General features: G+C 42.3%; 7 protein-coding genes. 2 read left to right on the forward strand and 5 right to left on the reverse strand.

Translation table 11 applies throughout. The features are described 5' to 3' along the window. Positions 1-89: 89 nt before the first annotated feature. Both GNE10_RS29085 and GNE10_RS29090 read left to right on the forward strand, forming a co-directional pair. Positions 90-479 carry a tautomerase family protein gene (locus GNE10_RS29085; RefSeq protein WP_185569145.1) on the forward strand — a complete coding sequence of 130 codons (390 nt, stop codon included), beginning with the start codon at positions 90-92 and terminating at the stop codon, positions 477-479. Between the two features lie 111 nt (positions 480-590). Beyond that, positions 591-1,028: a thioesterase family protein gene (locus GNE10_RS29090; protein ID WP_185569147.1), complete on the forward strand. Its 438-nt coding sequence runs from the start codon at positions 591-593 to the stop codon at positions 1,026-1,028. Between the two features lie 149 nt (positions 1,029-1,177). Here GNE10_RS29090 and GNE10_RS29095 read toward each other — a convergent pair whose 3' ends face one another. The 5 genes from GNE10_RS29095 to GNE10_RS29115 all read right to left on the reverse strand — a co-directional run bounded on the left by GNE10_RS29095 (position 1,178) and on the right by GNE10_RS29115 (position 7,762). Next, positions 1,178-2,329, reverse strand: a complete 1,152-nt coding sequence (locus GNE10_RS29095) for a glycoside hydrolase family 10 protein (RefSeq protein ID WP_185569148.1) — start codon at positions 2,327-2,329, stop codon at positions 1,178-1,180. A gap of 227 nt (positions 2,330-2,556) precedes the next feature. Further along, complete coding sequence (locus tag GNE10_RS29100; RefSeq protein ID WP_185569150.1) at positions 2,557-3,870, reverse strand: acetyl ornithine aminotransferase family protein; 1,314 nt, start codon at positions 3,868-3,870, stop codon at positions 2,557-2,559. Positions 3,871-4,076: 206 nt separating this feature from the next. Continuing rightward, positions 4,077-5,579: an aldehyde dehydrogenase family protein gene (locus tag GNE10_RS29105; RefSeq protein WP_185569151.1), complete on the reverse strand. Its 1,503-nt coding sequence runs from the start codon at positions 5,577-5,579 to the stop codon at positions 4,077-4,079. Positions 5,580-5,909: 330 nt separating this feature from the next. Continuing rightward, on the reverse strand, positions 5,910-6,632 hold the full coding sequence (locus tag GNE10_RS29110) for a cyclase family protein (protein ID WP_185569152.1): 723 nt from the start codon (positions 6,630-6,632) through the stop codon (positions 5,910-5,912). A gap of 341 nt (positions 6,633-6,973) precedes the next feature. Continuing rightward, positions 6,974-7,762 carry a DUF1868 domain-containing protein gene (locus GNE10_RS29115; protein ID WP_185569153.1) on the reverse strand — a complete coding sequence of 263 codons (789 nt, stop codon included), beginning with the start codon at positions 7,760-7,762 and terminating at the stop codon, positions 6,974-6,976. Positions 7,763-7,870 lie beyond the last annotated feature (108 nt).

Genomic DNA, 7,870 nt, shown 5'->3' on the forward strand with positions numbered 1-7,870 from the left:
CCAACCCTCCCCTTGCCAAGGGGAGGGTGCCGTCAGGCGGGTGGGGTATCTGTCGCAAACATTTTTTGAATCGGTATAAGTTTAAATATATGGCACAAATCAAAGTGTATGGCTTAGCAGATAAATTAAATAGTATTAAGGCTGAACTTTCAAATATCATCCATACCTCTATGATTGATATTTTACAGCTTCCTCCTGATAAGAAATTTCACCGTTTTTTTCCACTTGATAAATCAGATTTCTATTATCCACCTGATAGGTCTGTAAATTATCTAATCATTGAAATTAGTATGTTTGAGGGGCGAACGGTGGAAACTAAGAAACAACTAATTACTCACCTGATTCAAAATATCCATGAAAAATTGAATATTTCTCTTACAGATATTGAAATTACAATTTTTGAAACGCCTAAGCATAACTGGGGTATTAGAGGTTTACCTGGTGATGAGTTAGTCTTAAACTACAAAGTAGAAGTTTAAAATTATCCTATTTAGTTGAATTTCAGGAATTAACCGCAATTTTATGACATGGATAATTGTAATATTTTACAGACCGATTGGTCTTAAAAAATCTTGAATTCAGGAAAAATTATGATAGTAGTAGATGAGAAATTACATAGACCATTTGAAGTGGTATTAGCAATTCCTGTAAGGACGTATGATATAGATTTTGTGGGAATTGTGAGCAATATTGTTTACATTAGATGGCTAGAGGATTTACGTTTAAAATTTTTAGATGAACATTGGCAACTGAATCAACAACTTGAGCAGGGATATGCACCTGTTTTAGCTGGAACTGAAATTGAGTATAAACGTTCGATAAAAATTAGCGATCGCGTGATTGGTCGTTTATGGTTGAGTAATTTAGGTCGTTTGAAGTGGACTGTGAAAGCGGAAATTTTATCTAACGAAAAATTAGCGGCGGTAGCTACACAAAAGGGTGCTTTTATTAGTTTACAAAATGGTCGTCCGATTAAAATTCCAGAAGAATTTCAGAAAAAATATTGTCAGTATAAAAATCTGATTTGATTAGACTTATAAGAGAAGTGGGGAAAAGGGTAAGGGGTAATGGTTCGACAAGCTCACCAACCGGGGAAAGGGCAAATAACAACCATTTTCCCTTTAACCTTTTCCCTTTCCCCCCTCTTGCAAAAGTAACTTTTGCAAGAGGTCTATTGCTAAAGATTTTTCAAAAACCTCGCTACTCCTTGCCAAATTGAAGTTGATTTAATCTTACTCTCACCACGCCGACTCAAATCTGATAGAGTAGGGAATGATGCGGATTTAGCATAAGGGCCGTTTCGCAAAACTTTCGCTAGGGCATGATTATTTTTTTGTAGCCCTTCATAAAAAAAGAATACTTCACCTGGAATGCCTACTTGCCGATTGTATTCAATTGCCTGCACTAAATATTCTGGACTAATACAATAATTACCAAGCTTCATTAAAATTCCTGGGGCTAACTTTGACAAGTTCGTGTCAGTGAATTGTTGAGTTACTAGCTTGTTGGCGATGGTTTGATAACTACTAAAATCACGGCGATAAATCTGCGGATGGATGATATCGACAATTCCCCGATTGAGCCATGTGGGCGAATCTTGCAGATATTCCACAAAAGCCCAATCATGAATATTAGGTGCGATCGCCACTAATAAATTAGAATTCACTGCTTTAACTTGTTCATACAAATGTGCCCAGAAATCAGTGAGAATATTTGCACGCCACTGTAGCCATTGTCTATCCTTGGGATTTAATGGCGGGTCGCGATGAAATTCTTGGCGATAGCGTGTTAGAGTTAGTTGGTCGTAGCCACCTTCAGAAGGAAATGCTGGCAAGCGATCGTCACCTTGGATACCATCAACATCATAATTTTTAACAACTTCTAGCACCAAGCTGGATATAAATTCCTGCACTTGCGGATCTAGGGCATTCAACCACTCAAAACCGTTCTTATTGAGTAAATTACCATTAGAATCCCGCCCAGCCCATTGTGGTTTTTTCTGTAAAAGAACGCCGCCATTCAAATTGTAGGAACTGACAAAACCATATTCAAACCAAGGGATAACTTTTAACCCCACTCGTCGCGCTTCTACCACCACTTCTTCTAAAGGATCGCGTCCTACAGACTTGGGGTCAATTTCAACCCCAAAATACTGCTGCATGGTTTGACTGGGGTATAAAGTTACTCCCTGATTCCAAACAACGGGAAACACAACATTAAATCCTGTTTCAGCAAGAAGATCCATTGCCTGAGCAATGTTTTCCTTAGATCTAAGAACTTGACTATCAGTAGTAGTCAGCCAGATGCCACGCGTTTCGATTGTTGTCATTTTATGAATTTATACTAATTCGTAATACCATTTTGGATTTTAAATTTTAGATTTTGGATTACGAATAGTAAAAAAAATGTTCTCTGAAAATAACTATCAAGCGGCTGAAATTGTCTTGACGCAAAATAAAAGTCTTTATAACTAAAGAGGGTTCTCAAAACTAAGCGTTGACTGTTAACTGTGAACCGTCAACAGTCAACAGTCAACCACGAACAATATCAAGTCTCTTAGAGGATGTCTGAGAGAATCTGGAGGGCGATTTGAATTTGGTCGCTGTCGATGACTAGAGGTGGGCAAAAACGAATTGCGGCTTTGCCACAACCGAGCAATAATAAACCTCGTAAAAAGGATTCTTGGATAATGCGATCGCGCAATTTACCATCGAGATTACCAGCTTCATCCAATAAGTCCACCGCAACCATTAAACCTTTACCTCGTGGTATCGATACTCTAGGGAATTTTTTATGTAATTCCATCAGTCCAGCTTGTAAAAATTCTCCCATCTCGGTTGCGTGGGACATTAAACCGCTTTCCAGTAGTTCCAGAGTGGCAATAGCAGCCGCACAAGCTACGGGATTACCGCCGAATGTGGTAGCGTGGGAACCAGGAGGCCAAGTCATTAACTCTGGTCTAGCAAGTATCGCCCCTAAGGGCAAACCGCTAGCGATACCTTTGGCGGTGGTAATAATATCAGGCATTACTCCCCAATGTTCGATGGCAAATAAGCGACCTGTGCGCCCCATACCGGCTTGGACTTCATCCACCACCATTAAAATACCGTGGCGATCGCATATCTGGCGAATCCGTTGTAAAAAGCCGTCGTCTGGTACGATATAGCCACCTTCTCCTTGAATCGGCTCAACTACAATTGCTGCTACTTCTTGTGCTGGTAAAGTTGTGGTAAATAATTGTTTTTCTAAGTAATCTAAGCTGCCGTGAGTGCCGTAGGGAATATGAGTTACACCAGGAACTAAAGGGCCAAAATTAGCTCGCTGCACTACTTTGGAACCAGTCAGAGACATTGCCCCATAAGTGCGTCCGTGAAATGCGCCTAAGAATGCGATGATGAGCGATCGCTTGGTGTAATATCGAGCTAGTTTAATCGCTCCTTCATTAGACTCTGCTCCAGAATTGGTAAAAAATACTTTGGCCGGAAATCCAGCACGATCCTTTGGTTGAGGAAACGGGGCGCGAATAGCTAACTTTTCTGCCAATTCCACCATCGGTTCATAATAAAAATCCGTCCCTGACATGTGCAGCAAACGCGCTGACTGTTCTTGAATTGCCTTAACAACTTGCGGATGGGCGTGTCCGGTGGCAGTGACGGCGATACCTGCGGTCATATCGAGAAACACATTTCCGTCTACATCTTCCACCATACAACCCTCACCGCGAGCCACAACTAACGGGTAATCGCGGGTATAAGAAGGGGAAGTCACAGCGCGATCGCGTTGTATAATTTCTTGAGCGCGAGTCCCAGGCAAAGAAGTTATTAAGCGCGGTGTCCGGGGTAAATTTAAATTAATAGGAATACTTAACATAGTTTTTTAGAATTAATGATGATTTAAGGCACGTGGGAGTTAGGAGTTAGGAGTTAGGAGTTAGGAGTTAAGAGTTAAGAGTTAGGAGTTAGGAGTTTAGAATTATTCCCCCGATTTCATACGCTATGCCCCATGCCCCATACTTCTCTGCGAGAGGCTGCGCCAACGGCTACGCTCAGTACAAGTGCCCCATGCCCCATGCCCCATTAGGAATTATTTCTGTTGTCTATTTGGGCGCGTTGCAAATTTCCAGAAAAGTCAACATAAACGCTTTTCCATTCGGTGAATACATCTAAAGCAGTGGTGCCGGCTTCGCGGTGGCCGTTGCCGGTTTGTTTGACGCCACCAAAAGGCAAGTGTACTTCTGCACCGATAGTGGGGCCGTTAATGTAAGTGATGCCAGCTTCGATGTCGCGCATGGCAGTAAAAGCGCGGTTGATATCGCGGGTGTAAACAGAAGAGGAAAGACCGTATTTGGTATCATTGACAATGGCGATCGCTTCTGCAAAAGAATTAACTTCAATTAATGCCACCACTGGGCCGAATATCTCTTCACGGGCAACGCGCATGTTGGGATTTACCTCATCCAAAATAGTCGGTTGAAAGAAGTAACCATTTTTTAATTCGCCTTCAGATGCGATTTCCCCACCAATTAAAACTTTTGCTCCTTCTTCACGGGCAATATCTAAATATTTGCTTACCTGTAGAAGTTGCTTTTCATTAATTATCGGCCCGATATCTGTATTGGGGTCATTGCCAGCACCCAAGCGTAATTTACTAGCACGCTCATAAAGCATAGCAGTAAATTTTTCTTTGATATCTCGATGCAAAATAAGGCGACTGGTAGCGGTACAGCGTTGACCGGTTGTGCCAAAAGCACCCCACACCGCACCATCTAAAGCCAGTTCCAAATCGGCATCTTCCATTACCACTTGGGCGTTTTTGCCGCCCATTTCTAAACAAACCCGCTTGTGAGTGCGTCCGCAAGTCGCCCCCACAAAAGCGCCGGTTTGGGAAGAACCAGTAAAGGACACTAAATCAACATTGGGATGTTCCACTAAAGCTTTTCCCGCTTCTTCTCCCACGCCATGCACCAAGTTAATTACTCCTGGCGGTAAACCTGCTTGTTGGAAAATTTCAATTAATTTAGTTGCACAAGCAGGTGTATCTTCAGCAGGTTTGAGGATGACTGTATTACCACAAACTAATGCTGGCATAGCTTTCCAGCAAGGAATGGCCACCGGAAAATTCCACGGGGTAATTAAGGCGCAAACACCAATGGGCATTCGTACCGTCATAGCGAATTTATTCGGCATTTCCGAGGGTGTAGTTTGCCCAAAAAGTCGCCTTCCTTCCCCAGCACTGTAAAAGGCGCAGTCAATACCTTCTTGCACGTCTCCCCTAGCTTCTGTCAGGGGTTTACCCATTTCTCGACTGATTAATTGGGCAAGTTCTTCTTTGTGTTGGAGTAATATTTCTCCAACCCTAAAAATGTATTCTGCCCTGGCTGGGGCTGGGACTTGACGCCAAGTTTGGTAGGCTTTACGGGCTGCTACTACTGCTGTATCTACATCTTGAACTTGGGAACGGGGAAATGTAGCAACCAGTTGGTTTCTGTCAGCAGGGTTGCGGCTTTCGAGAGTTGCTTCCCCTACAGCAGTCAACCATTCACCGTCTATGAAATTGCGGCAAGAAAGCGGAGTTATCATCACAAAGACCTCCGACTGATAATTCAGTGGATTTTGGTACTAAGTTTGCTTACTTTCTACGTTATCGTCAAGTCAGAATCCAGAAATCAGAATTCAGGAGTCAGAATTGAATCTGGCTGGCTAATGAATATTGGTTTACAGCAGTTTTCATGTGTTGCGATCGCAATTTTATTTCTTCCTTTGCACCTTTACACCTAAGAAGGTGGGAACTCCTAAAGCCGAGTGCGTAACATAAAAACCTAACTCCTGAATTCTGACTCCTGAATTCTGAATTCTGACTCCTGACTCCTGAATTCTGACTCCTGACTCCTGAATTCTGAATTCTTTGCTTTAAGGTACGAACGCCAAAACCCCCACAGGAGAACCAGAACCACCACGTAATCTCAGAGGTGCGATCGCTAGAGTAGTACCTAATGGTGGCAGTTGTTCCAAATTGGTGAGATTCTCTAGCACAATGCGCGGTTGTTCTAATACCAAGCGGTTAGTAGCAAAGCTGGTATCCTGTCCTGGGTCTACACCATGAGTATCAATTCCAACTCCAGCAATTTGCCGTTGTTCAAGTAAAAATTGGGTGGCATCGCTACCAAACCCTGGAAAGTGGCTGATTCCTTCAGCATCCTGATTGAAGAAGGCATTTTTATCAAACCACTTTTTTTGCCAACCAGTATTCAATATAACTACACACTCGGCGGGAATTTCACCATGTTGTGCTTCCCAAGCCACAACATCGGCTATGGTTAGGGCATAATTAAAATCAACTTTCACCGCTTCGCGGATATCTATAACTACCGCAGATACCACCAAGGAACGGGCTGGGTATTGGTCAATTCCGATACTATGACTATAAAAAGTATTAGGGGCGTTCATGTGGGTGGCGCTATGTTCCCCCAAGGAAAAACGCCGCAGGTAATAACCATCGTTATTGGATTCAGCCACAGTTTCAAATTCTACTGGGGGATCGCCAGGCCATTGGGGAATATCCAAATCAATGACATGGCTTAAGTGGATAACGCGGGTATAGGTGATACTCTTTTGACTTTCGGGTTGTCTCATCCCAGCCTTATATACTGATTGCTAAAGGATTTTTCTTAAAAGTGCAATGTTTAGCCTGGATTTTTGAGAAATTGAGACGGAATTATTCTGCTAAATAACTTAGGTGATAATACAATACCGCATTGCCGAGTGCGATCGCCGCAGTTGAACTGGGGATTAGTTAGCTATGTTGACTGTTAACCGTTAACTGTTGACGGTTCATCATAAAAATCAAATAAAACGGTGCGTTAGCCTTGGGCATAACGCACCGTACTAAACAATTCTTTTACAATGCCCAATGCCCGATGCCCAATACCCTATTTTCAAGACAAGTTTATTTGTTGAAAAATACTAGTGTCAGGTCAAAATTGTAAAACCGGCCAATTTGGTTGGCGATCGTAATGTGTCATGTCATCAAACTTACGCAGCTCTACGCGGTCAATGGAAAATTCTGGCAAATTCAACAACCATTGTTGATTTAACCCAGAAAGAAGCGTACTGAAGTTTGTACGGTCTAAATCAGATGGAATTTCACCAAAATAGGCTAATGTAATGTGTGCTGTAAAGTGATAGTGCTGCTCAATACCCAAAGCGATTAACTTCGGATTTTGATAAATTGTTCGGCGAAATTGAATAATTTCATCATAGGAGCGTTGATCCTTAGGTACTAAACAAACAGCTATAGCTCTTGGCATGAGTATCAATCCCAGCATTTCCCATTTGATAGGATGATTCCTATTTGTCATGGATTGTTGATATTGCTGGAAGATTTCACCTAAACGAGAGTGTAACTCTTCATCGAATTGAGGATTTTTTTCGCGGGCGTCAAGAAAGGCATTATCCCAAATTAAATCCGCTAAAGTCAGATGGAAGCTAGCAGGAGGTACGGGCACAATCAAATCACGATTTACAGGTAACTGCAAAAGTTCCTGTTGGTAAATCTGTAATTTGCCATAGAAAACAGAGTTTTCTGATTCTTCTTCAGCAGGCGGTGTAATTAACGTATAGCCAGGAAAGGCAGCTGCTTCTCTCACCCCAGAGTTGATCTGGAATTTAGAAGATTCCTGGATATGCTGGGCTTGGGATTTGTAGGCTTCCGGCAACGTCAAGCGTGCCAACCGATTTAAGTAAGTTTGATAGTTGTCGTCCAATCTTTATAGCCTCACGCTCTCACTTGATAGATTTTAGGGAAAATTATCAGGATTCAGAGAATGATTTCAAAAGTATTTAGTTTTTATGGGGTGTGGGGAGGTGGGGAG

It is taken from the genome of Nostoc sp. 2RC (genome assembly GCF_014222165.1).
In the GTDB taxonomy this organism is placed as follows: Bacteria; Cyanobacteriota; Cyanobacteriia; order Cyanobacteriales; family Nostocaceae; genus Nostoc; species Nostoc linckia.

What these genes read in the sequence shown, in the direction of transcription:
- GNE10_RS29100 (WP_185569150.1), bottom strand. Translation starts at nt 3,870, where the DNA reads ATGTTAAGTATTCCTATTAATTTAAATTTACCCCGGACACCGCGCTTA.
- GNE10_RS29085 (WP_185569145.1), top strand. Translation starts at nt 90, where the DNA reads ATGGCACAAATCAAAGTGTATGGCTTAGCAGATAAATTAAATAGTATT.
- GNE10_RS29090 (WP_185569147.1), top strand. Translation starts at nt 591, where the DNA reads ATGATAGTAGTAGATGAGAAATTACATAGACCATTTGAAGTGGTATTA.
- GNE10_RS29095 (WP_185569148.1), bottom strand. Translation starts at nt 2,329, where the DNA reads ATGACAACAATCGAAACGCGTGGCATCTGGCTGACTACTACTGATAGT.
- GNE10_RS29110 (WP_185569152.1), bottom strand. Translation starts at nt 6,632, where the DNA reads ATGAGACAACCCGAAAGTCAAAAGAGTATCACCTATACCCGCGTTATC.
- GNE10_RS29105 (WP_185569151.1), bottom strand. Translation starts at nt 5,579, where the DNA reads ATGATAACTCCGCTTTCTTGCCGCAATTTCATAGACGGTGAATGGTTG.